The organism is Tenacibaculum sp. Cn5-46, assembly GCF_022347705.1.
GTDB lineage: Bacteria > Bacteroidota > Bacteroidia > Flavobacteriales > Flavobacteriaceae > Polaribacter > Polaribacter aiptasiae.
This window is the reverse complement of record NZ_JAKRGD010000001.1, coordinates 105,140-126,078: the sequence shown is the minus strand read 5'-3', so window position 1 is coordinate 126,078 and position 20,939 is coordinate 105,140. Positions and strand designations below refer to the sequence as shown.

Here is a 20,939-nt window from a genome sequence, read left to right as displayed (position 1 = left end):
AAAAAGAGGTAAATTTACACTACTAAACACCAAACCATGAATTCAGTAAAATCATTTCTATATTTTATAACAATTATGTTGCTGATTGGTTGTGCTTCTTACAATGCAAAGTATGCTGATAAGACAGCTCCAAAAACAGTAACTACCAATAAAAAAATAGCACATTCCTTTTATTTAATTGGAGATGCAGGTAATGCAGAAATGGGAAAAACAATCCCATCTTTAACCTACTTTCAAGCAGCCTTAAACAAATCAGATAAAAATTCGACAGCTTTATTTTTAGGTGATAATGTATATCCTTATGGAGTACCTAAAAAAAGTAGTAAAGAAAGAGCTTTAGCTGAACATAGAATACAAACGCAAATTGATGCTGTAAAAGACTTCAAAGGGAAACCAATTTTTATTCCTGGTAATCACGATTGGTATAACGGATTAAAAGGATTAAAGCGTCAAGAGAAAATAGTAGAAAAAGCCTTAGGCAAAAATTCTTTTTTACCAGAAGATGGTTGTGGTTTAAAAAAGGTTGAAATAAACGACGACATAACATTAATTATTATTGATAGCCGTTGGTTTATTGCCGATTGGGACAAACACCCTACTATTAACGAAGACTGTGATATTAAAACACGTGAACGTTTTATTGATGAAGTTTGGGGATTATTTAAAAAGAACCGTTACAAAAATGTTGTGGTAGCAATGCATCACCCAATGTTTAGTAATGGGCCTCATGGAGGAAGTTATTCTTTTAAAGACCATATGAAACCATTTCCTATTCTAGGAACATTAAAAAACGGATTACGTACTCATGTAGGAATTCAAACCGATATTTTTAATAAAAACTACACTGATTTTGTAAAACAACTACAAACTATTGCTGGTGACTTTAGACAAAATATTGTTTTTGTATCTGGTCATGAACACAACTTGCAATATATTGAAGACAACCCAGTAGACGAAAACATTCTTAATTACGGGAAATTCAAACAAATAATTAGTGGTTCAGGCTCAAAAGAGTCAGCTGCCTTAGCAAACTATGGAGCTCAATTTACTTATGGAAATCATGGATATGCTATTTTAAATTATTATACAGATGGTTCTGCTATTGTTGAATTTTATTCGGCAAATGAAAAAGATGGAAACAAATTATTATTTAGTAAGGAAATTATAAAACCTAAGAAAACACAAGAGTATAATAGTTTCCCAGAATATGACGCTCACAAAGAATTCGTAGAAACATCTATTTATGATAAAGAAAGTACAGAAGTAAGTGGCTTCCATAAATTTATGTGGGGCGATTTACATAGAGAAAAATATGGTAAAAAGGTAAAAGTTCCTGTTTTAGAACTTGACAAAGTTTACGGTGGTTTAAAACCAATTCGAAGAGGTGGAGGAAACCAAACCAACTCACTACGATTAGAAAATCCAGAGGGTAAACAATACGTTTTACGATCTATTGTAAAAGATGGAAGTCGTATTATGGGAGGTATTTTAAAAGGTACATTTTTAGTAGATGTAGTTCAGGATATCTTTACCATGTCGCATCCTTATGCAGCATTTGTTATTCCAGATATGGCTAAATCGGTAAATATTTACCATACCAATCCTAAGTTATATTACATGCCTAAACAACCAATTTTAGGACAATACAATGATATTTTTGGAGGAAGTTTATACTTACTGGAAGAACGTCCTGCTGGAGATAGGAGCGAATTAGACAACTTTGGAAACTCAAAGAAAATAGTAAACACCTTTGATGTTTTAGAGAAAATAAGAAAGAATGGTAAGCACTCAGTAGATCAAGATTGGGCAATACGTTCTCGTTTGTTTGACATGGTTATTGGTGATTGGGATAGACACGAAGACCAATGGCGTTGGGCTTCTTTTAAAACTGATGATGGAAAAACTTTTTATCGCCCTATTCCAAGAGATAGAGATCAGCCATTTTCTAAATTTGATGGAGTTATGATTCCACTTTTTCAACAGTTTGCTCCTTTAGTAAAAAACATGCAAACTTTTGAAGATGATATTAAAGATATGAAATGGTATAACAATTACCCTCGATTCTTTGATGCTGAATTTTTAAATAAATTAACTCTAGATGATTGGTATAAACAAGCCGATTACATTCAAAAGAACTTAACCGATGAAGTAATTGAAAATGCTATTAAACAACTACCTAAATCTATTTATGATATTGATGGTGAAGAAACCATTGTTAAAATAAAAGCACGTAGAAACAAGTTAAAAGATATAGCTAAACGTTATTACGAAAAACAAGCAAAAATTGTTTATGTAGTTGGAACTGATAAAAAAGATAAATTTATTATCAAACGTTTAAATGATGATGAAACCAATATAACTGTATTTAGAAAAGATAACGAAATTTACAATCGTACATTTAAAACAAAAGAAACTAAAGAGGTACAATTATATGGTTTAAATGGTGATGATGAATTTTTAATTTCAGGAGATGTAAATGATGGTATTTTATTACGAATCATTGGAGGGCAAGATCATGATGTTTATACAGATGAATCTAAAGTTTCTGGTTGGAGTAAGAAAACAAAAATCTACGATTACAAATCGAAGAAAAACACGGTAAATCCAAGTTCTGAAACAGCCGATTTACGTTCTGATAATTACTTCAAAAACACGTACAATCACCGTGATATTAATAATAACACAACCGTAGTTTTTCCTAATATAGGAAGCAACCCTGATGATGGTTTCTTTTTCGGAGCTACGCTTACATATACTAAACAAGGATTTAAAAAACGCCCATTTGGAAGTCAACATATAGTTTCCGCAAATTATTACTCATCAACAAGTGGTTATGATGTAGAATACAATGGAGAGTTTACTGAGTTTATTGGAAACTGGAGTTTACATTTAAAAGCAAAAGTTACTAGCGACAATTATTCTATCAACTTCTTTGGATGGGGGAATGACTCTTCATTCTTAATGCCTACTGGAGACATGGATGAAGATTTAGATTTTTATAGAGTAAAAAGAAGCGAATTAAGCTTTACTCCTTCATTATTAAGAAGGCTTAGAGGTGGTAGTATTGTAAAACTATCAGCTTCTGTTGAAGGTTATGAAATTCAAAACACTCCAAATAGAAATATTACCAATTTTAATCAATCACCAATTAATATTTTCGACACAAATTATTTCTTAGGTGGTGAATTAAGTTTTACCCACAATCGAGTAGATAATGCTAGTTTTCCTACGAAAGGAATGAATTTTGAAGCATCTATTGGAGCTAAAACAAAGTCGGATGATTTTGATAGACGTTTTGGATACATTAAAAGTTCATTAGCTTTTTATCAAAACTTAGTACAAAACCGTTCTTTAGTTTTTGCTTCTGAAATTGGAACTCACATCAATATTGGAAATCGTTTTGAATTTTATCAAGGAGCAACTTTAGGTGGTGATAAAAGCTTAAGAGGTTTTAATCGTCAACGTTTTACTGGTACAGAAAGCTTTTACCATTCAAGTGATTTACGTTTACGTTTCGGGCGCTTAAACACTGGTATTATGCCAATGAAAATAGGAATCACTGGAGGATTTGATTATGGACGTGTTTGGTCTCCATACTCTCCAAACTCTACTACTTGGCATACAAGTTATGGTGGATCAGTTTGGTTAAGTGGTATCGATTTATTTACCATGAATATCTCATATTTCCAAGGAAATTCCAACGAAGATAGATTTGCCTTCGGAATTGGATTCTCTTTTTAATTCGTAATTATTAACTTAAAATATAAAGACTTTACATTGCATTCGTAAAGTCTTTTTTCTTCTTATGATAACACAACAAACTATATTAATTTCTGGAGCTATTTTCGGAATGTTAGCTGTAATTTTTGGTGCTTTTGGAGCTCATGCTTTAAAAAAAATATTATCAGACGATCAATTAAAATCGTTTGAAACTGGAGTAAAATATCAAATGTATCATGCAATTGTATTGCTTTTTGTAGGTATAAACTTTACTACTCCAAATCAATTAATGGCTTGGTCTTTTATTTTAGGAATCCTCCTTTTTTCTTTTAGCATTTACGGTTTGGTATTGTCTGATGCAAAAGGTAAAAAAATGAAGTTTTTAGGACCAGTTACTCCTTTAGGAGGCTTATTATTAATTGTTGGTTGGGCAATGTTGTTATTGAGCTTTATTTAAGCTAAACTCATACAACATCCCTCCCTCTAAACGGTCTCTCTCATCAGCAATAAAGAGGGTATTGTTATCTTTAAAAGCAACACTCTCTTTTTGAGAAACATGTTTTAAAGGAAGTTCTTTTACATCTCCTGACATAAAATTATCACCTGTAAAATTTGTAAATACATAAACCGATTGGTGATTTAACAAAACAACCTTTTTCCCATCTGGTGATATTGCTGCGGAAGTAATCCAACAATGAAAATCGCTACAAGCTTCAAAAGATGAAACATATTTTGCAGTGTAACGTCCTTTTACTGCAGGTATTTTGTACAAACTAGTTTCTCCGTAGTTTCCTTTTACTCTACTTTTAGTAAAAATGTATAATGAACCATCTTTATACAACAAGCTTTCAGCATCAAAAAAACGTTTCTTCTTTTTAGGTGGAAACTTTTCCTGATTAGGATATGAGAACTTTATTTTTTCAACATCAACCTCATCATTATTTAATAAATCTTCATTCTTAATTTTCAAGATTTTTAAATTCTTTCTCTTATTACCATTGTTACCAAAATCAGCAATATACAAGTTCCCTTCATCATCAGAAGTAAGATCTTCCCAATCGTGGTTTTTAGCATTTACAACTACTTCTCTTATAATATTTCCCTTGGTATCAACACCGTAAATAACAGGAGCATTCCCACTATCGTTAAGCATCCATAATAAATCTGAATTCTTAATTTTTTGAACTCCAGAAACTTCTTCTAAAATATCTGGTAAACTGGCTAATACTTTTAACTGTCCAAAATTTTGACAGCTAGCAATTAACAAAAATGATAGTAGAATTAGGCTTTTTTTTATCATTATAAAATGAGTTGAATTAACAATTTCTAAATTGTATGAGTTAGAAAAACACAACAATCTAATTACTTAAAGTAAGCAACTACATTTTCTATATTTTATTATAGTTGATTCTTGATTTTTTGCAACTCAGCTTTAACAGCTTCTAATCGACTAATGATTTCGTGATTATTGACAACCTCTTTAGGATTTTTCTTTAGTTTTTGCCTCGCACCATCTAAAGTAAAACCTCTTTCTTTTACTAAATTGTATATTAATTTGAAGTTTTCAACATCTTCTTTGGTAAACAACCTATTCCCTTTAGCATTCTTTTTAGGTTTAATTACTTCAAATTCATTATCCCAAAAACGTATTAAAGAAACATTTACTCCAAAAGCTTTGGCTACTTCTCCAATCTTATAATATCTTTTATCAGGTAAATCAATATACATTATTCATAGCCAATTAATGATTAATCGTAAGATTGTCCTTTTTGTTGAGATGCTTTTTGCATTGCTACGAACTCTTCAGGAGTTAAATCGCCATAGTAATAATAAATAGGATTTACAGCTCTCCCGTTTTTGTGCACTTCATAATGTAAGTGAGGAGCAGCAGAACGTCCAGTATTTCCAACATAACCAATTAAATCGCCACGTTTTACTTTCTGTCCTTTCTTAGCTACAATCTTACTCATGTGTGCATAAATAGTTTCGTAACCATATCCATGATCTATATAAACTACTTTTCCAAAAGTAGAACTACGATGTGCTTTTTTAATCTTACCATTTCCAGAAGCAAAAATTGGAGTACCAGTTGGTGCAGTAAAATCCATACCGTTGTGCATTCTCCAAGATTTTAATATTGGGTGCAAACGCATACCATAACCAGAAGCCATTCTTTTTAAATCCTCATTTTTCACAGGTTGAATAGCTGGTATTGAAGCCAACATTTTTTCTTTTTCTTTTGCCAAAGAAACAATTTCATCTAAGGATTTAGATTGTACCACCATTTGCTTTGCTAATACATCTAAATCTTTAGTTACGTTTTTTACCATTTCAGAATTATCAAACCCTTCTAAATGTTTATATCTATTTACTCCACCAAACCCTGCTTTACGCTGTTCTTCTGGAATAGGACTTGCTTCAAAATAAGTTCTATAAATATTATTATCACGTTCTTGTAACTCTCTTAAAACATTAGAACTCTCTTCCATTTTCTTTGAAAGTAACTCATAATGTAATTTCAAATTATCTAACTCCCTCTTTTGCGCTCTTTCTTTAGGCGACATTAAGAATTGGCTAAACCCAATAAAACCGAAAAAAGCAATCAATAAAGCACTTATAATTCCTAAAAAAGATTTCTTATAAGTTTCACTTTTCTTAGCTTCTATTTTTCGATATGATAAAGTCTCTGGGTCGTAATAATATTTTACTTTCGCCATAATGCTAAATGTACTATTTTTGTGCTCTTTAAACGAGCAACTTGTTTTAAGGGGTTATGTTTAGAAACTCACAAATTTACAAAATGTTTTAAAACTTCTTTTCTAAAGCGGTTTTTTAATGATAATTTAACAGAATTAAGATACTAGAGTTGTATGAAATCTCAGGATATTAGAGCTAAATTTTTAGAATTTTTTAAATCAAAACAACACGACATCGTTCCTTCAGCACCTATGGTGTTAAAGAATGATCCTACTTTAATGTTTACCAACTCTGGTATGGCGCCTTTTAAAGAGTTTTTCTTAGGGAATGCCACTCCAAAAAATAATCGAATCTCAGATTCTCAAAAATGTTTACGTGTTTCTGGAAAGCACAACGACTTGGAAGAGGTTGGTTATGATACTTATCACCACACCATGTTTGAAATGTTAGGAAACTGGAGTTTTGGTGATTACTTTAAAAAAGAAGCAATTGCTTGGGCTTGGGAATTATTAACCGAAGTTTATAAAATAGATAAAGACATTTTATACGTAACTGTTTTTGAAGGTGATGAAAAAGACGGTACTAAAATGGATCAAGAAGCATACGATTTATGGAAACAATACATTTCTGAAGATCGTATCTTAATGGGAAATAAAAAAGATAATTTCTGGGAAATGGGTGATCAAGGTCCTTGTGGTCCATGTTCAGAAATTCATGTTGATATTCGTTCGGCTGAAGAAAAAGCTAAAATTGATGGTAAAACATTAGTTAACGAAGATCACCCTCAAGTTGTTGAAATATGGAACTTAGTTTTCATGCAATTCAACCGTAAAGCTAATGGTTCATTAGAAGATTTACCTGCGAAGCATATTGACACAGGTATGGGATTTGAGCGTTTATGTATGGTTTTACAAGATGTTCAATCTAATTATGATACAGATGTATTTACACCGTTAATTAGAGAAGTTGAAACAATTACTGGAATTTCTTACGGTAAAGATGAAAAAATAGACATCGCTATTCGTGTAATTTCAGATCACGTTCGTGCCGTAGCCTTTGCTATTGCCGATGGTCAATTGCCTAGCAACAATGGTGCTGGTTATGTAATTAGAAGAATTTTACGTAGAGCTATTCGTTATGGATTTACTTTCTTAAACAAAAAAGAACCATTTATATACAAGTTAGCAGAAACTTTATCTCACCAAATGGGAGATGCTTTTCCTGAAATTAGAAAACAATATTCATTAGTTCATAATGTAATAAAAGAAGAAGAAGCTTCTTTTTTAAGAACTTTAGATCAAGGTTTATTATTACTAGATAGAGTAATTGAAACTACTGAAGGCAAAACAGTTTCTGGTAAAAAAGCTTTTGAATTATATGATACTTATGGTTTCCCGTTAGACTTAACACAGCTTATTGCTCGTGAGAAAGGATACGAGATTAATGAAGAGGAATTCAATGCTGGAATGAAAGCTCAGAAAGATCGTTCTCGTGCTGCATCAGCAAGTGAAACTGGTGATTGGATTGTATTAGTTGAAGATGAAATTGAAGAGTTTGTTGGTTACGATACACTTAGTGTTGATGTAAAACTAACTCGTTATAGAAAAGTTACTACCAAAAAAGATGGAGATCAATACCAATTGGTATTCAACATGACTCCGTTTTACCCAGAAGGTGGTGGACAAGTTGGTGATAAAGGTTATATTGAGTTTTCTAATGGTGATGTTATTTATGTAGTAGATACTAAAAAAGAAAACAACGTAATTATTCACTTTACTAAAAACCTTCCTAAAAACTTAAATGAAACGTTTAAGGCGGTTGTAAATGATGAATTTAGACGTTTATCTGCAAGCAATCATACTGCTACGCATTTATTACATCAAGCATTACGTTCTATTTTAGGAACACATGTAGAGCAAAAAGGATCATTAGTTAGCCCTGATTATTTACGTTTTGACTTTTCTCACTTCTCAAAAGTAGACAAAGATCAACTACAAGAAATTGAAGAATTTGTAAATGCTCGTATTCGTGAAAACTTACCTTTAATAGAAAGAAGAAGTATTCCTATGCAACAAGCTATTGATGAAGGTGCAATAGCATTGTTCGGTGAAAAGTATGGAGATAGTGTTCGTGCTATTAAGTTTGGACAATCAATGGAATTATGTGGAGGTACTCACGTACAGCAAACAGGTGATATTTGGTATTTCAAAATAAAATCAGAAGGAGCTGTTGCTGCTGGTATTAGACGTATTGAAGCAATTACTAACGTAGCTGTTGGAGAATATTTTGAAGATGTTGAACGTAATTTTACTGCTGTAAAACAGTTATTAAAAAACCCTAAAGATGTTGCTAAGTCTGTAAACAACTTACAAACTGAAAATACTGCCTTAAAAAAGCAAATAGAACAGCTTTTAAAGGACAAAGCTAAAAACATGAAAGGAGACATTAAAAATCAATTAGAGGAAGTTAATGGTGTTCAGTTCTTAGCTACTAAAGTAGATTTAGATCAAAATAGTATTAAAAACCTAATGTTTGAATTAGGTGGCGAACACAAAAACCTGTTCTTATTATTTGCTACTTCAGCTACTCCAGAAAAAGCAATGTTAACTTGTTATATATCTAAAGAGTTAGCTAACGAGCGTGGTTATGATGCTGGTAAAGTAGTTCGTGAATTAGGAAAGTATATCCACGGTGGTGGTGGTGGACAAAATTTCTTTGCTACTGCTGGTGGTAAAAACCCAGGAGGTTTACCAAAAGTATTAGATAAAGCTAAAGAATATGTAGTATAACTACTAGTTTATAAAATCATTAAAAAAGGTTCAAAGTTTGTATTTCTTTGAACCTTTTTTATTTTTATAAAAAAAAAATGGAAAAAGAATATAAAAATTTATTAGCCCCCATTGGTATCCCTATCATTCTCTATCTTCTTAAAGAAAAATTTGATTTTGATATAAACTTCTACATAGATAAAATTCCTTCTAAATATTTTACAATTTTTCTTTCTTGCCTGTTAGTCTTTTTAATACTAAGCTTCTTTTTAAAAAAAACTAAAAAACATAGAGACGATAACATTATAATTTTTGCGAGTCAAAATGATTACTCAAGTAAAGATTCATCTATAGTGTTTCTAACTATTTTATCAATTGGATTATGCTTATATATAATGTTTACAAAATCTCCTAACATAAATATTATTCTACTATGGGCAATCTTATTTTTTCTAGGTATCTCTAATAGTTTTTTAATAAAAACTGCCAGTTTTGAAATAAAAGAAAAATCTGTTTACTACAAAAGTGGAAAGGAAAAACGAATATTTAACCTTTTTAATTTAAAAGAATTAAATATATCTCCTAATGAGATTAGAGTTCTATATCATGATAATGAAAAATTAATTTCTTTTCTTGAAATTAAAGAAGAAGATTATAAAGAAATCAAATCTTGGTTTCAAAAAAATCTACCTGAAATTATAGTTTCAAAAAGTAAAGCCTCATAAAACTTTCGCTAATGCTTCCTTATAAGTGCTAATTGCTCGTTCTCTTGCAAATTTATGCTCTACCATTGGTTGTGGATAGGTAAGCTCTTCAAAATCTTTCACCCATTTCTTCACATACACTAAGTTTTTATCAAACTTTTTTAATTGTTCTGATGGATTAAAAACTCTAAAATAAGGGGCTGCATCACATCCAGTTCCTGCTGCCCACTGCCAATTCCCATTATTTGCAGACAAATCATAATCTAACAGTTTTTCTGCAAAATATGCTTCTCCCCAACGCCAATCGATAAGTAAATGCTTACATAAAAAACCAGCAGTTATCATGCGTACTCTATTGTGCATATACCCTGTTTCATTCAGTTCTCGCATTCCTGCATCTACCATTGGATATCCTGTTTCTCCATTACACCATTTTTCAAAATCCTCTTTGTTATTTCTCCAAGGAACTGCATCATACTTTTGCTTAAAATTATGAGTAACTACTTTTGGGAAATGATATAGAATTTGCATAAAAAACTCACGCCAAATCAATTCATTTAAAAAGGTACTATTTAACTGAAGTGCTTTTTTCACCATTTTTCTTACGCTCACTGTTCCAAAACGCAAGTGTGGAGAAGCATAAGAAGTCGTGTTTTTTGAAGGAAAATCTCTAGTTTCATCATAAGTAGCTATTTGGGTTAAATTATAAGGCTTTACCTTTATAACACTCTCTTTAAACCCAATAGTTTCTATAGCAGGAAACGCTTTTGAAATCTCTAAAAAATTAGAAAACTCAAGTTTATATTCTTGTGTATGTTCTTCTTCCTTAAAAGCCTTTAACCATTTATTTTTATAAGGCGTGTACACGGTATAAGGAGTTCCGTCATCTTTAACAACCTCATCTTTTTCAAAAATTACTTGATCTTTAAACGAATTAAACTCTATTCCTTTCTCTTTTAAAAAGGACTGTACTTGAGCATCTCGATGTATTGCATAAGGTTCGTAATCTTTATTTGTAAAAACCTTTGCTATCTCATACTCTTCAACTAATTTTTGCCAAACATCTATTGGTTTTCCTTTTAAAACCAACAGTGATGATTGATGCTTTTTTAATGTTTCATCTATATTTTTTAACTCTTGATGAATAAAGTTTACACGAGCATCATCCTTAGGTAACTTATCAAGAATACCTTCATCAAAAATAAAAATTGGTAGTACTTTATAACCTGAACTAAGCGTTTTACTTAACGCTTTATTATCATTCAATCGTAAATCTCTACGAAACCAAAAAACAACTATCTTATTTTCCATTAAACAACTTTTCTAAAGTACTGTATCTGTGTTCGAAAATATTTTTAAGTTGTCTTTTTATAAAAACACTTTGCGCTATGTGTCCTAAAAATCCAAATGGAATTTTATACGAAATTTTGTCTTTCATTAATGTTTTTCCTTCTGACAATTCTTCAAACCAATGCTCGTGATGCCACATTTTATAAGGACCAAAACGCTGTTCGTCAATAAAAAATTGTTCATCTTTAACTTGTGTTATTTCTGTAACCCAACTAGACTTTACGCCTGGTAAAATTCCTACTTTATAAGTTATAATTTGCCCTGCATACGCTTTTTTATCTACTTCAGATGTTATTTGAAACCCCATATGTGATGGTGTTATCTTTTCTAAATTTTGAGGAGCACTAAAAAAACTCCATGCTTTTTCAAGAGAAACATCCAACACCTGTTCTGTAGTTAAAGTATATATTCCTGAGTGTTTTTTGAATTGAATCACTTTACAACAGTTTAGTTATTTTACTACTCATAGGTTTTGTTATAGAATAAAACACATCTATCAACCTACCTTCTTCATCTACAAGGTATTTTTGAAAATTCCATTTTACTGAAGAATTCATTTTTCCGTTTTTAGACTTTTGTGTAAGCCATTGATAAATTGGATGTTGATTTTCTCCTTTTACTTCTATTTTTTCTGTCATAGGAAAATCGACTCCATAATTTAACCTACAAAATGATTGTATTTCTGTTTGTGTACCTGGTTCTTGAGCACCAAATTGATTACACGGTAACCCTATAACCACTAGTTTATCTTTATACTTTGTATACAACTCTTGTAATCCATCATATTGATTTGTAAATCCACATTTAGAAGCTACATTAACAAACAATATCTTTTTTCCTTTGTATTGCTTTAGATTCAAATCATCTCCTGATATTCCTTCTATTTTTAGCGTATACAAAGATTCTTTAGGTTCTTTTGTTTGTGCATTTCCTAAAAAACTAAATAATGTCATAAGTATTGTTATTTTTAATAATTTCATTTACCTGATGGTTATTTTTTCTATTTCTAGATTGAATGATTCATTCTTTTTATTTCCTATTAGTATTGCTATTTCCTTTAACTGATTTCCTGAAAAATTCGCTAAATCTAATGTATACCCTCTAAATGACGGGTAAAAATCTGCTAAAGGTAATTCTATTTCTTGGTTTTCAGTAGTAGTTTGAAACTTATGCACATACCAAAAACGTTGACTTCTACTTGCTTTCAACCTTAACTGATATTCTTTACCATCACCTTTTAAATTTAGCACAATTTTTGATTTTTTACCATCTAAATTGATGGCTAATGGTAATCTAGTCATTGCAAATCCACCATTATTTTCTGTTGACACTTCTCCTGAAAAAACTGCTTTACCTTCTTTGTTTACCTCCATTGATGATTTCGATAATCCTCCCATAACCACATCGTTTGTGATATACCATTTTTGAGAATTTTGTGCTTTATCAAAAACCACAATTTCGTCACTAACAAAGAGAAAAACACTTATTAATATTAACCACTTCATTTTTTCTTATTTTAAATTTTTACACTTACTATTCCTGCATCTATCGGAATTATTTGTCCAGTTATTCCTGCTGTCTTATTCGATAGTAAAAAGCAAGCTAAATCTGCCACCTCCGTTGGTTCTAATATTTTCTTCAACGGATGCCTTTCTTTCATTATTTCTTGTTGCTTTTCATTCCTTAACAATCTTGCCGCTAAAGTTGTATCGGTTATTGTTGGTGCTATTGCATTAAAACGAATCTTTGTAGCATATTCTGCCGCTAAGGACTTTGTTAATCCTTCTATTGCAGATTTACTACACGCAATACTAGCGTGAAAAGGCATTCCTAATTTTGACGCTACTGTACTAAAAAAAACTACACTACTGTTATTTTTAGACAATACGTCTTCATAAGCTTTTATGGTTTTTATTGCCCCTTTTACATTGATATTAAAATCATTTTGAAAATCATCAAGAGTTAAGCGTTTAAATGGTTTTAAATTGATGCTTCCAGGGCAATAAACTAAACCATGTATTTCTTCTAACACAGGTAGCTCATCTGTTATAATATCACATTCATAGTTTATGATGTTGGAATGTGTTTCTGTAGAAGTTCTACTTATATTAATAATTTTTGTAGTCTCTTTTAAACTATCTACTATTGCTTTTCCAATACCCTTACTTCCTCCTACTACTACAATTGTTTTCATAACCTACCTTTTAATCTTTTTTCCACCTTTTGCTTAATTAATGTTAGGCGTTTCATGATATCCATCAAGCTTTTATCTTTCGTTTTTTTATAGATTTCATTTATTGATAAAATGATTTCTTTCGCTTTTCTTGATGCTAAAATTTTATCATTTCTAGTTCTTAACTTCTTATGATTTTTTTCAAAATCTAATGCTTCTTGAATTAAATTTACTGTACTCATTTTAAATAATTTTGAAGTTCAACAATTTTCTTTGATGTATTAAAACTACCTCCATAAAAACAGGTTACTGTTTCTGAAGAATCGTCTTTTACTCCTCTTGATGAGACACATAGATGTTTTGCTTCTATAATAACCGCTACATCTTCTGTTTCTAGTATTTCTTGTAAATCTCTTGCTATTTGGTTGGTAAGCCGTTCTTGTACTTGAGGTCTTTTAGCATAATATTGCACGATTCTATTTAGTTTAGAAAGCCCTATTACCTTCCCTGATGAAATATAAGCCACATGTGCTTTTCCCATTATGGGTACAAAATGATGCTCACAATTTGAATAAAAACTAATATTCTTCTCAACCAACATTTGGTTATATTGATACTTGTTATCAAACAACGCTATCTTAGGTTTATTAGCTGGATTTAGTCCTGAAAAAATCTCTTCAATATACATTTTAGCAACTCTTTTTGGAGTTCCTTTTAGAGAATCGTCAGACAAATCTAATCCCATGGTTTCCATTATTTCCTTGAATAAACCTGCTATTTTTTCCTTTTTTTCTTCATTAGAAATCAAAAAAGCATCTGGCACCATTGGTGTTTCTATTCCTGTGTATAAATGATCATCACCTATTTCTTCAACACTCAATCCTGTAAAGTTGCTTTTAGTAGGGATATTCAACAAAGTTTCTTGGTGTTTCATAAAGTTTAATTTTAATTTCTAAATCGTTACGAAGTACGCTTCGCAACTTATTGTAAATCACTATTGCTATGTTTTCTACCGTAGGATTCAACTTTTTAAATTCTTCTAATTCTATGTTTAAATTCTTATGATCAAACGGCTCTAATATTTCTTCTTTTATATGCTTAGATAACTTTTTTGTATCTATTACATAACCTGTATCTTCATCAATTTCTCCAATTATTGTTACTTCCAATTCATAGTTATGCCCATGGAAATTCGGGTTATTACACTTTCCGAAAACTTCTTTATTTTTTTCTAAAGTCCAATTTGGGTTATGCAGTCTATGTGCTGCATTAAAATGTTCTTTTCTTGTAATTCCTAGTTTATGTTTCAACATAATTATCGTTTCGAAACCTTATTATTACTAATATTCCTTTGTCTACTACATTTAAACCTTCCTTTTATAAAGGTTCTTTTAAGTTCATGCTTTGTTTTTCTTCCTTGAACTCTCTTTCTCCATAATCTAAAACTTGATGGCTTAAGTTGTTGTCTCATTAAAACGATCACTTCTTGTTCTTTTAAACCAAATTGATATTGAATTGCATCAAATGTGGTTCTATCTTCCCAAGCCATCTCGATTATTCTATCTAACATTCTTTCATTCATAAAAAATGATTTTGTGTTTTTACTCCCTTCAAATTCATCATTTTATCTATAAACTTTTTATTTTCTTTAAATTTTATGTCCTTACGAAACCTTATAAAACTATTGTCTGAATGAATACTAAAAAATGTATCATTAAACACTACTAACTTATAGTAAGGCACCACCAAACAAAACCTTCTCATTTGCTTTGTTATATAAACTATTACTCCATTAGGTCTTAACTCTATGCTACCATAGTCTAATTCATTCACTTTGGTTAATATTTTTTGGAGATTAACACTTACTTCCTCTACAATCATTCTTCCCGAACCTACCCCTCTTAACTTTAGCGATTGGATAAAACTCATAGGTTTCCCTACTAATGAATTAATTTCTGCTAAATCATCTTTATCCGTGTATGTTATATTGAACAGCATATTATTTAATTATGTGTTTGTTTATAATTCTTAAGCTTTCTCTTATTACGTCTGGATCTTTTTTTAATCCCCAAATAATATCCGATGCTTTTTTTCTTGATGCCTCTACATCTACTATTGGCTTTGGATAATCTTTTCCTAAACTAAAACCATAAAGTTTTTGTTCCAATTCGGTCATTTTAAAAGGTTGATGTTTGAACATTAATGGTAAACCTGCCAATTCGGGTACCCATTTACTTATAAATATGGCATCTGGATCATGCTCTAATCCGTTTTTTATTGGATTATAAATTCTAATAGTATTGATACCAGTTTCACCCGCCTGCATTTGCAGTTGAGGAAAATGAATTCCTGGTTCGAAGTCTAAAAATAATTTTGACAAATATTTAGATGCCTCTTGCCATGGCTGCCATAAATTATGTGTAAAAAAGGACACCAACATTGCTCGCATTCTAAAATTTAAATACCCCGTAGTTATTAAACAACGCATACAGGCATCTATAAAAGGGATTCCTGTTTTACCTTCTTTCCAACCTTTTACATATTTTTCTGTTACATCTTTTTTTAATTTTCGAAATCCTTTATTTATACTTTCTCTTTCCATGACACACTCCATTTCAAACTTTTGTATAAAATGTGCTTGCCATCGCAATCGAGAAGCAAATGCATCTAAAGCTCTCTTATTTTGCACTTTTGACCTTATTGTTTTTACTTGTTGAAAAACTTCTCTTACTGAAAGATTTCCCCACGCTATATATGGCGATAATCGACTACAGCTTTCTCTTGCCTCATTAGGCTTTGATATATGTCTTGCATAATTTTTATAACGATTATTGAAAAAGCTATGCATATATTTTATAGCAGTAGCTCTACCTCCTACTTGAAAATTGCTCTTTTCCGTACTTAAGTCTACTTCTTTTAAGTTTTTTGTTAAAAGGTCAATTTCTTCACTTCTTATAAAATCTGCATTTGTTGGTGTAAAAGAAAAGGTTTTTTTTTCCATATATGACTCCCAATCTTCTTTCCAATGCTCTCTATTTTTTCTACCTCGAAATACTCCATTATGGACATTTTCTTTCCATTCTATCAAATTGTTTACACAAAACCTTTTAAATGACTTATCTCTATTGTAGGTTTTTAATATTCCTGTTTCTAAATGCGAATAAACTTCTGTAATATTTTTTTGTGATTTTAAATACCTAAAAAAAGGAATCACATCCGATTTCACTGATAAAACTTTTGTATTGTATTTCAACAATTCAGAGTTAAGATCTCTTATCGACTCTTTAATAAAGTCCCAATGTCTTTCTGAATAATGTTCATCAACCAAAAGACTATTTTCAAAAAGATAAACAAATAGCACTTTTTTATCAGAATTAAGAGCATTATAAACTGCTTCGTTATCTTGTAAACGAAGGTCTCTCTTAAACCAAACTACTACTATTTTCTCTTTATTATCCAATATTCAAACTCTTTAAATTTTATTTTGTTTAAGATAATCAAAAAATAATTAAACAAAAAATTAATACTCAAAAAAATATACCTATTTAGATAGATGATTTATTAAACCTCTAAAAATAAAACCATGAAAAGGGAGTACTAAAAACCAATACATTCTTCCTAATATTCCTTTAGGTCTAAATACTGCTCTTTGATATAATTTATTCTTCACTATTTTATATTCTAGCCAAGCTTCTCCTGGCAATTTCATTTCTGCAAAAAGCAACAATCTTTTATTCTGTTGGTCCGCTAATAATACTCTCCAAAAATCAAGTGCATCACCAGGTTCTAACTCTGTAGGGTGTCTGCGACCTCTTCTTAAACCCACTCCTCCAAAAACCTTATCAATATAACCTCTAATCTTCCATAAAGTATTAAATCTATACCAGCCCGTTTTTCCTCCTATGCTCCAAATTTTATGTAATGTTTCTGGCTCATCTTTAACATACCTACTCCTAACATCTTTAAAGCATCCAAAATGAGGCAACTCGATATAGTCGCTATATTCTTTTTTAAAAACACCACTTATTTTTGCATCTTTCCAGCTAGAAATCATTGAATTTTGGGCTATTTTCTCAAAAGCTCTATCAACTGCTTCTTTGTAAGTAATTGGTTTTACATTTATTATTTCATTTATATTACTTTCTCTTCCAATCACTTCCACTTTCATACTATCTACCAAAGTTTTAGCTAAATTAAACGAAGTTGAAGTAACAAAATATAACCAATATGATGATAGTTTGGGAGTTAATACTGGTAAGGTAATAATGATACGTTTTAACTTTCTTACTTCTGCAAACTGCAACAGCATTTCCTTATACGTTAAAACTTCAGGCCCAAAAATATCGTATGACTTATTATACACTTTTTCATTAAAAAGTGATTTTGTTAAATATGATAATACATCTCTTATTGCTATAGGTTGTGTTTTTGTATGCAACCATCTTGGAGCGACCATTATAGGGAGTTTCTCCACCAAATCTCTTATAATTTCAAAAGAAGCACTTCCACTTCCAACTACTATACCAGCTCTAAACGTGGTTAAACCATATTTTTTACTACTTAATATTTGTTCTACTTTGTATCTTGACTGCAAGTGCTTTGAAAGCGAATTGTCATTTACTATTCCGCTTAAATATATAACCTGCTTACATGTTGTTTTTTCTACCAAATCTTTAAAGTTTTTAGCACATTTTTCTTCTAAACTTTCAAAATCGTCACTACTGGTAGACATTGAATGTATTAAATAATATGCTGCATCTATATCTTTTGGTAATTGATTTTCTGGCTTTAGAAAATCTATTTCAACAAAATCTATTTCATTTTTAGCTTTTAACTCTAAAGGAATTCTATTTAAATCTCTCACACAACACACAAGAGTATGCCCTTCTTGAAGAAGGATTGGAATTATTCTCTTACCAACATATCCTGTTGTGCCTGTGATTAATATTTTCATTTATTTTGGTCTTTGATACGATAATCTTTTAAACTCTTTTGCTACCATATAAGTATCCAACCCGTTAATTGCTGCTACATTTTCTTTAGAAAGATTTAAAAAACCATCTTCCGACAACATAGTGTCTTCGAAATATAAATCGGTTACCTCTCCCAATACTAAAACTGTATCATTAGCTTTTATGTGGTATTCTTCTAGGTATTTCATTCCTAATTGCAAAGGGGATTCTGCCACAAAAGGTGCATCAAAATTATTTTTATACTCGGAGGTTAAATTAGTTTTATCAAACTCTGATATTTCTGCCGAATATTTTGCTGATGTATGATGCGCTTCTTCTATCATACCTTCACTTATTGCATTAATTGTATAAAACCCTGTTTCTTTAATGTTGTTATAGGTATTTCTGACTACTGTAGTTGGACGCAAGACAAATCCTAAAATAGGTGGATTTGAACCATAATGAACTACTGAACTAAATACCGCAACATTGGTTATCCCTTCTTTGGATTTAGTTCCTATTAAATTTGCCGATTTGTACCCTGAAATGCTATTCATTAGGTTTATTTTATACAAATGCGGAAACGCTTCTATTTCTTTTCTTGTAATATGCATTACAGGTTTTTATAATTATTTATTTTGATTTTTTTTGATTTTAAATCGTGCATCAAATTATACAATCCGAAAAAAGTTCGATTTATATAAATAAAATGCTTGGAACCTCTATTTCCATTCATCTTTTTTAACTCGGTACTTTTAGCATACTTTTGTCCTAAGTCTGCTATTCTTCCGAAAAACTCATCGTCTGAAAAATCAAATTCTTCTTTTTGAAAAGGCTGTGTAAATAAAGATAACATTTCATGAAAAAGCCCTTTAAAGAACTGTTTTTCTTCTTCTGTATCGTCTTTTCTTAAGATTTCAAGTTCGTATAATTTACTCTCAAAAAAAGCTGGATTTTCTATATTCTCTTTTTTTGCTAACTCAAAATAAGGAACGTAAAAATCTTCAGGCACCGACTTCATACAACCAAAATCTATAACAATCAATTCGTTTTTTGGAGATACCAAGAAATTTCCTGGATGCGGATCAGCGTGGACTTTCTTTAAAACATGCATTTGATACATATAAAAATCCCATAAAGCTTGCCCTAATTTATTAGCTTTCTTCTCATCAAGGTTTTGTTCTGTAAACTCTGATAAATGAATACCATCCATCCAATCCATTGTAAGAATTCTCTCTGACGAATACTCTTTATAATAGGCTGGAAACTTCAAATTAGGAATTTTAGCACATGCATTCGCTACTTCATTACTTTGCTTTAACTCTAAGACATAATTTGTTTCCTCAAGTAGCTTATTTTCTACTTCTTTAAAATATTCATCAGAACCCTCTCCTTTTATATTGAACATTTTCATAGCCATGGGCTTTACTAATGCTAAATCTGAAGAGATACTATTTGCAATACCAGGATATTGAATTTTTACTGCTAGCTTTTTATCTTTAACAGTAGCCTTATGAACCTGACCTATACTTGCTGCATTTACTGATTCGTTTGTAAACGTATCAAAAACCTCCTCTGGAGTTTTCTTAAAATATTTTTTAAATGTTTTTACAACTAAGGGACCAGATAATGGTGGTACTGAAAACTGCGATAATGAAAACTTTTCTACGTAAGCATTTGGGAGTAAATTTTTCTCCATACTTAACATTTGAGCTACTTTTAATGCAGAGCCTTTTAATTCCTTTAACCCGTCGTAAATATCTTCTGCATTGTCTTTATTTAACTGGTCTCTAGCTTCTTCCTCTGTTTGTGTTAACTTATTCCCATAATACTTAGCATAATTAACTCCAACTTTTAGCCCTGTTGTTACCAACTTTGTAGCTCTTTCTATTTTTGAAACGGGGATTTTATTTAGCGTTTTCATACCATGGGCATTTTTTCTTTCCACAAAAACTTAGCTAAATCTATCACACTTTTTACTGGTGCTATTTGCTGTATATCGAAACTTGCTTTTACTGATTTCTCTATAAAAACATCTGTTTTCTCAAAATTTGGCGATTCATCATCTATCCAAAACTTGAGAATCATTAATAATTGAATCCAATAACTTTCTGCTATTGTTTTATCCTGAACCTTGTTAATTTTATCATTTTTAAAATCAATCTTTTCAAGAGATATTCCATCTATAAAACTGATAAACTCTTTTCTTAACTCCTTTAAAACTGAAAGCTTGTTAAAATCTAACTTATTATTTTTTAACTGAAGTAAAACGTAGGATCTATTTGCTGTTAACAATTCAAAAAAAGTAAAATAAAAACTTAATAGCTTTTCTTTTGAACCATAATCTTTATAGGCTTCTGTTTTATGAAGCATGTGAATTGTTTCTTTGGCAAACGTTTTAAAAATTTGCTTCTCTAAACTTTCAAAACTTGAAAAAAACTTATAGAAATCTCCCTCTTCAAAATTGTTATTCTTTGCAAACTCAAAAATAGAATGTGGTTTTCCAGATATTAGAACTGAGTTCATATACCATTCTATGATTATTTCTGGTGTTATTTTTTTCTTTCTACTCATA

Annotated in this window: 22 protein-coding genes; 4 read left to right on the top strand and 18 right to left on the bottom strand. The window is 30.7% G+C overall.

All coding sequences use genetic code 11. The annotated features are described in order from the left end of the window. Positions 1-36 precede the first annotated feature (36 nt). Both MHN29_RS00560 and MHN29_RS00555 read left to right on the top strand, forming a co-directional pair. The gene (locus tag MHN29_RS00560; protein ID WP_235273561.1) at positions 37-3,741 is read left to right on the top strand and encodes a metallophosphoesterase; all 3,705 of its coding nucleotides are present in this window, start codon (positions 37-39) and stop codon (positions 3,739-3,741) included. 64 nt (positions 3,742-3,805) lie between these two features. Next, positions 3,806-4,177, top strand: a complete 372-nt coding sequence (locus MHN29_RS00555; protein ID WP_235273562.1) for a DUF423 domain-containing protein — start codon at positions 3,806-3,808, stop codon at positions 4,175-4,177. Here MHN29_RS00555 and MHN29_RS00550 read toward each other — a convergent pair. The 3 genes from MHN29_RS00550 to MHN29_RS00540 all read right to left on the bottom strand — a co-directional run bounded on the left by MHN29_RS00550 (position 4,160) and on the right by MHN29_RS00540 (position 6,437). Next, complete coding sequence (locus tag MHN29_RS00550; protein WP_235273564.1) at positions 4,160-5,020, bottom strand: hypothetical protein; 861 nt, start codon at positions 5,018-5,020, stop codon at positions 4,160-4,162. The two genes, MHN29_RS00555 and MHN29_RS00550, sit on opposite strands and share 18 nt — an antisense overlap. A 98-nt stretch (positions 5,021-5,118) precedes the next feature. Then, on the bottom strand, positions 5,119-5,448 hold the full coding sequence (locus MHN29_RS00545; protein WP_150899935.1) for a MerR family transcriptional regulator: 330 nt from the start codon (positions 5,446-5,448) through the stop codon (positions 5,119-5,121). A gap of 20 nt (positions 5,449-5,468) precedes the next feature. Further along, positions 5,469-6,437, bottom strand: coding sequence for a M23 family metallopeptidase (locus MHN29_RS00540; protein WP_150899934.1), 969 nt, complete (start codon positions 6,435-6,437; stop codon positions 5,469-5,471). Positions 6,438-6,590: 153 nt separating this feature from the next. On the opposite strand from MHN29_RS00540, the gene alaS reads away from it, so the two are divergent. Together alaS and MHN29_RS00530 are read left to right on the top strand one after the other, a co-directional pair. After that, entirely contained in the window at positions 6,591-9,206 is a 2,616-nt protein-coding gene (gene alaS, locus MHN29_RS00535; protein WP_235273565.1) for an alanine--tRNA ligase, read from the top strand. A 77-nt stretch (positions 9,207-9,283) separates the two neighbouring features. Further along, positions 9,284-9,910: a hypothetical protein gene (locus MHN29_RS00530; protein WP_235273566.1), complete on the top strand. Its 627-nt coding sequence runs from the start codon at positions 9,284-9,286 to the stop codon at positions 9,908-9,910. Here MHN29_RS00530 and MHN29_RS00525 read toward each other — a convergent pair. The 15 genes from MHN29_RS00525 to MHN29_RS00455 form a co-directional block, all read right to left on the bottom strand. Continuing rightward, positions 9,905-11,200 (bottom strand): deoxyribodipyrimidine photo-lyase, encoded by a 1,296-nt coding sequence (locus tag MHN29_RS00525; RefSeq protein ID WP_235273567.1) that lies wholly within the window; start codon positions 11,198-11,200, stop codon positions 9,905-9,907. The genes MHN29_RS00530 and MHN29_RS00525 overlap by 6 nt on opposite strands. Continuing rightward, complete coding sequence (locus MHN29_RS00520) at positions 11,190-11,675, bottom strand: SRPBCC family protein (RefSeq protein ID WP_235273569.1); 486 nt, start codon at positions 11,673-11,675, stop codon at positions 11,190-11,192. Before MHN29_RS00520 ends, MHN29_RS00525 begins: the two co-directional genes overlap by 11 nt. Before the next feature lies 1 nt (position 11,676). Continuing rightward, the gene (locus MHN29_RS00515) at positions 11,677-12,219 is read right to left on the bottom strand and encodes a glutathione peroxidase (protein ID WP_370630554.1); all 543 of its coding nucleotides are present in this window, start codon (positions 12,217-12,219) and stop codon (positions 11,677-11,679) included. Next, complete coding sequence (locus MHN29_RS00510; protein WP_235273570.1) at positions 12,220-12,744, bottom strand: CIA30 family protein; 525 nt, start codon at positions 12,742-12,744, stop codon at positions 12,220-12,222. 11 nt (positions 12,745-12,755) lie between these two features. Continuing rightward, positions 12,756-13,433 (bottom strand): SDR family NAD(P)-dependent oxidoreductase, encoded by a 678-nt coding sequence (locus MHN29_RS00505; protein ID WP_235273571.1) that lies wholly within the window; start codon positions 13,431-13,433, stop codon positions 12,756-12,758. Beyond that, positions 13,430-13,654, bottom strand: coding sequence for a hypothetical protein (locus MHN29_RS00500; RefSeq protein WP_150899926.1), 225 nt, complete (start codon positions 13,652-13,654; stop codon positions 13,430-13,432). Before MHN29_RS00500 ends, MHN29_RS00505 begins: the two co-directional genes overlap by 4 nt. After that, positions 13,651-14,346 carry a GTP cyclohydrolase I FolE gene (folE, locus tag MHN29_RS00495; RefSeq protein WP_150899925.1) on the bottom strand — a complete coding sequence of 232 codons (696 nt, stop codon included), beginning with the start codon at positions 14,344-14,346 and terminating at the stop codon, positions 13,651-13,653. Before folE ends, MHN29_RS00500 begins: the two co-directional genes overlap by 4 nt. Continuing rightward, the gene (locus MHN29_RS00490; protein WP_235273572.1) at positions 14,309-14,725 is read right to left on the bottom strand and encodes a 6-carboxytetrahydropterin synthase; all 417 of its coding nucleotides are present in this window, start codon (positions 14,723-14,725) and stop codon (positions 14,309-14,311) included. Before MHN29_RS00490 ends, folE begins: the two co-directional genes overlap by 38 nt. Before the next feature lie 2 nt (positions 14,726-14,727). Beyond that, positions 14,728-14,994 (bottom strand): TIGR03643 family protein, encoded by a 267-nt coding sequence (locus tag MHN29_RS00485; protein ID WP_150899923.1) that lies wholly within the window; start codon positions 14,992-14,994, stop codon positions 14,728-14,730. Next, positions 14,991-15,410 (bottom strand): hypothetical protein, encoded by a 420-nt coding sequence (locus MHN29_RS00480; RefSeq protein ID WP_235273573.1) that lies wholly within the window; start codon positions 15,408-15,410, stop codon positions 14,991-14,993. The genes MHN29_RS00485 and MHN29_RS00480 overlap by 4 nt, the downstream gene beginning before the upstream one ends. Position 15,411: 1 nt before the next feature. Continuing rightward, positions 15,412-16,872 (bottom strand): cryptochrome/deoxyribodipyrimidine photo-lyase family protein, encoded by a 1,461-nt coding sequence (locus MHN29_RS00475; RefSeq protein WP_255689039.1) that lies wholly within the window; start codon positions 16,870-16,872, stop codon positions 15,412-15,414. 81 nt (positions 16,873-16,953) lie between these two features. Further along, on the bottom strand, positions 16,954-18,366 hold the full coding sequence (locus MHN29_RS00470) for an SDR family oxidoreductase (RefSeq protein WP_235273575.1): 1,413 nt from the start codon (positions 18,364-18,366) through the stop codon (positions 16,954-16,956). After that, positions 18,367-18,978 (bottom strand): flavin reductase family protein, encoded by a 612-nt coding sequence (locus tag MHN29_RS00465; protein WP_235273577.1) that lies wholly within the window; start codon positions 18,976-18,978, stop codon positions 18,367-18,369. After that, positions 18,978-20,288, bottom strand: coding sequence for an AarF/ABC1/UbiB kinase family protein (locus MHN29_RS00460; RefSeq protein WP_235273578.1), 1,311 nt, complete (start codon positions 20,286-20,288; stop codon positions 18,978-18,980). The genes MHN29_RS00465 and MHN29_RS00460 overlap by 1 nt, the downstream gene beginning before the upstream one ends. Further along, positions 20,285-20,938 (bottom strand): TetR family transcriptional regulator C-terminal domain-containing protein, encoded by a 654-nt coding sequence (locus MHN29_RS00455; protein ID WP_235273579.1) that lies wholly within the window; start codon positions 20,936-20,938, stop codon positions 20,285-20,287. Before MHN29_RS00455 ends, MHN29_RS00460 begins: the two co-directional genes overlap by 4 nt. Position 20,939 lies beyond the last annotated feature (1 nt).

Excerpts from the sequence above, each read along its gene's own strand:
- MHN29_RS00560 (WP_235273561.1), top strand. The coding sequence starts at position 37 with ATGAATTCAGTAAAATCATTTCTATATTTTATAACAATTATGTTGCTG.
- MHN29_RS00555 (WP_235273562.1), top strand. The coding sequence starts at position 3,806 with ATGATAACACAACAAACTATATTAATTTCTGGAGCTATTTTCGGAATG.
- MHN29_RS00550 (WP_235273564.1), bottom strand. The coding sequence starts at position 5,020 with ATGATAAAAAAAAGCCTAATTCTACTATCATTTTTGTTAATTGCTAGC.
- MHN29_RS00545 (WP_150899935.1), bottom strand. The coding sequence starts at position 5,448 with ATGTATATTGATTTACCTGATAAAAGATATTATAAGATTGGAGAAGTA.
- MHN29_RS00540 (WP_150899934.1), bottom strand. The coding sequence starts at position 6,437 with ATGGCGAAAGTAAAATATTATTACGACCCAGAGACTTTATCATATCGA.
- alaS (WP_235273565.1), top strand. The coding sequence starts at position 6,591 with ATGAAATCTCAGGATATTAGAGCTAAATTTTTAGAATTTTTTAAATCA.
- MHN29_RS00530 (WP_235273566.1), top strand. The coding sequence starts at position 9,284 with ATGGAAAAAGAATATAAAAATTTATTAGCCCCCATTGGTATCCCTATC.
- MHN29_RS00525 (WP_235273567.1), bottom strand. The coding sequence starts at position 11,200 with ATGGAAAATAAGATAGTTGTTTTTTGGTTTCGTAGAGATTTACGATTG.
- MHN29_RS00515 (WP_370630554.1), bottom strand. The coding sequence starts at position 12,219 with ATGAAATTATTAAAAATAACAATACTTATGACATTATTTAGTTTTTTA.
- MHN29_RS00510 (WP_235273570.1), bottom strand. The coding sequence starts at position 12,744 with ATGAAGTGGTTAATATTAATAAGTGTTTTTCTCTTTGTTAGTGACGAA.
- MHN29_RS00505 (WP_235273571.1), bottom strand. The coding sequence starts at position 13,433 with ATGAAAACAATTGTAGTAGTAGGAGGAAGTAAGGGTATTGGAAAAGCA.
- MHN29_RS00500 (WP_150899926.1), bottom strand. The coding sequence starts at position 13,654 with ATGAGTACAGTAAATTTAATTCAAGAAGCATTAGATTTTGAAAAAAAT.
- folE (WP_150899925.1), bottom strand. The coding sequence starts at position 14,346 with ATGAAACACCAAGAAACTTTGTTGAATATCCCTACTAAAAGCAACTTT.
- MHN29_RS00490 (WP_235273572.1), bottom strand. The coding sequence starts at position 14,725 with ATGTTGAAACATAAACTAGGAATTACAAGAAAAGAACATTTTAATGCA.
- MHN29_RS00485 (WP_150899923.1), bottom strand. The coding sequence starts at position 14,994 with ATGAATGAAAGAATGTTAGATAGAATAATCGAGATGGCTTGGGAAGAT.
- MHN29_RS00480 (WP_235273573.1), bottom strand. The coding sequence starts at position 15,410 with ATGCTGTTCAATATAACATACACGGATAAAGATGATTTAGCAGAAATT.
- MHN29_RS00470 (WP_235273575.1), bottom strand. The coding sequence starts at position 18,366 with ATGAAAATATTAATCACAGGCACAACAGGATATGTTGGTAAGAGAATA.
- MHN29_RS00465 (WP_235273577.1), bottom strand. The coding sequence starts at position 18,978 with ATGCATATTACAAGAAAAGAAATAGAAGCGTTTCCGCATTTGTATAAA.
- MHN29_RS00460 (WP_235273578.1), bottom strand. The coding sequence starts at position 20,288 with ATGAAAACGCTAAATAAAATCCCCGTTTCAAAAATAGAAAGAGCTACA.
- MHN29_RS00455 (WP_235273579.1), bottom strand. The coding sequence starts at position 20,938 with ATGAGTAGAAAGAAAAAAATAACACCAGAAATAATCATAGAATGGTAT.